General features: G+C 38.8%; 3 protein-coding genes. 1 reads left to right on the top strand and 2 read right to left on the bottom strand.

All coding sequences use genetic code 11. From position 1 onward, the window contains the following. On the top strand, positions 1-311 hold a 311-nt coding region (locus AC1DND_RS28190; protein ID WP_477586198.1), incomplete at its 5' end, for an SDR family NAD(P)-dependent oxidoreductase. 102 nt (positions 312-413) lie between these two features. Here the strand turns inward: AC1DND_RS28190 and AC1DND_RS28185 are convergent. Together AC1DND_RS28185 and AC1DND_RS28180 are read right to left on the bottom strand one after the other, a co-directional pair. After that, the gene (locus AC1DND_RS28185) at positions 414-662 is read right to left on the bottom strand and encodes a hypothetical protein (protein WP_477586196.1); all 249 of its coding nucleotides are present in this window, start codon (positions 660-662) and stop codon (positions 414-416) included. A gap of 165 nt (positions 663-827) precedes the next feature. Beyond that, positions 828-1007 (bottom strand): M57 family metalloprotease, encoded by a 180-nt coding sequence (locus AC1DND_RS28180; RefSeq protein ID WP_477586194.1) that lies wholly within the window; start codon positions 1005-1007, stop codon positions 828-830. Between the last annotated feature and the right edge of the window lie 179 nt (positions 1008-1186).

Here is a 1186-nt window from a genome sequence, read left to right as displayed (position 1 = left end):
CACCACGACATGAGGTGCTGACATACTCAATGACAAAAGCGGCCATAGATAATTTTACTATTGCCTTGGCTTCATTATTGGGTGGGAGACAAATTACTGTTAATTCAGTTGCGCCTGGTGCAACTGATACTGATATGAATAAGGAGAGGTTTAAAGACCAAATGGTTAAAACCAGTGTTGGAAATATGAATGCATTAAAAAGGGTTGGTACCCCTGAAGACATATCAAAGGTAGTAACTTTTTTGTGTAGCGAGGACGGTGGCTGGATAACCGGTCAATATATAGAGACGAGTGGTGGAGCTGGTTTATGAGTCTGTAAAAATCTAATAAGAAAATGTTGCATATTACAATTCTAACTGGAAGGTCAGGACTGCTCTGCTACATCCCCCTCCGCTCCTTTTTTATTTAGCATATCATTTAATAATCAAAATCATTTTCGGGCTCGAAGAAAGTTTTAAATAAATATGAGTTTCAGTTCTATAGGCTTTTATCTCTAGGCTCAATAGAATCCCAACCCTTCCATTTTCATCTTCTACACTTTGTCCCTCTCTCAAGGAAATAAGCTTATCAAGTGATGTATTCTTATCGATCTGTATTGCCGGGAGGCAATGTTTAGCCAGCTCTCTTTCTACAATTTTCTTGCCTTTTTTTGAGTTCATCATTAGTTTGTGAATTAATTTACAGAAGTTCTTCAGTTTTTCAGAAAAAAGATGTTTTACAGCTTAAGACGGCTAACCAGATCGCTGTGCTATAGTGGGTTGATTACAAAGAGGGAGCATTTTCAAGCTCCCTTCTTTTGATTTATATCTGATCAGTATTTTGGTTTTTTATAAGTAATTCATTGCAATTACATCATTCGCATTGAATGTGCGGCTGCCGCCGTTAAAGCAGGCCAGCATAAATGATTCTGCATTTTCTTTTGATGGTGTTCCCGGTATCTGGATAGCACCAACTCTTGCTGTTTCTTCGTTGGAGCGTCTTCCTCCACAGCTATACGCCCAGTCCATATAGTCAGTTTAGCTGAATCCTGTGCAATGCCCAGCTTCATGTTGTAAAAACAGAAGCAACATGCAGTAAACAAGGATTTATTCCATAGGCATTCGCATTCATTTTAACCTAATTAAATGGTTCGCCCGTTGAGGTAGGAAAACCAGCTGAACCTAAAGTGATATAACCACCACTTGAT

The organism is Pedobacter sp. 01N416 (assembly GCF_056399685.1).
This window is presented reverse-complemented; position numbering and strand designations above follow the sequence as displayed.

Coding starts and splice junctions, on each gene's coding strand:
- AC1DND_RS28185 (WP_477586196.1), bottom strand. CDS start 662: ATGATGAACTCAAAAAAAGGCAAGAAAATTGTAGAAAGAGAGCTGGCT.
- AC1DND_RS28180 (WP_477586194.1), bottom strand. CDS start 1,007: ATGGACTGGGCGTATAGCTGTGGAGGAAGACGCTCCAACGAAGAAACA.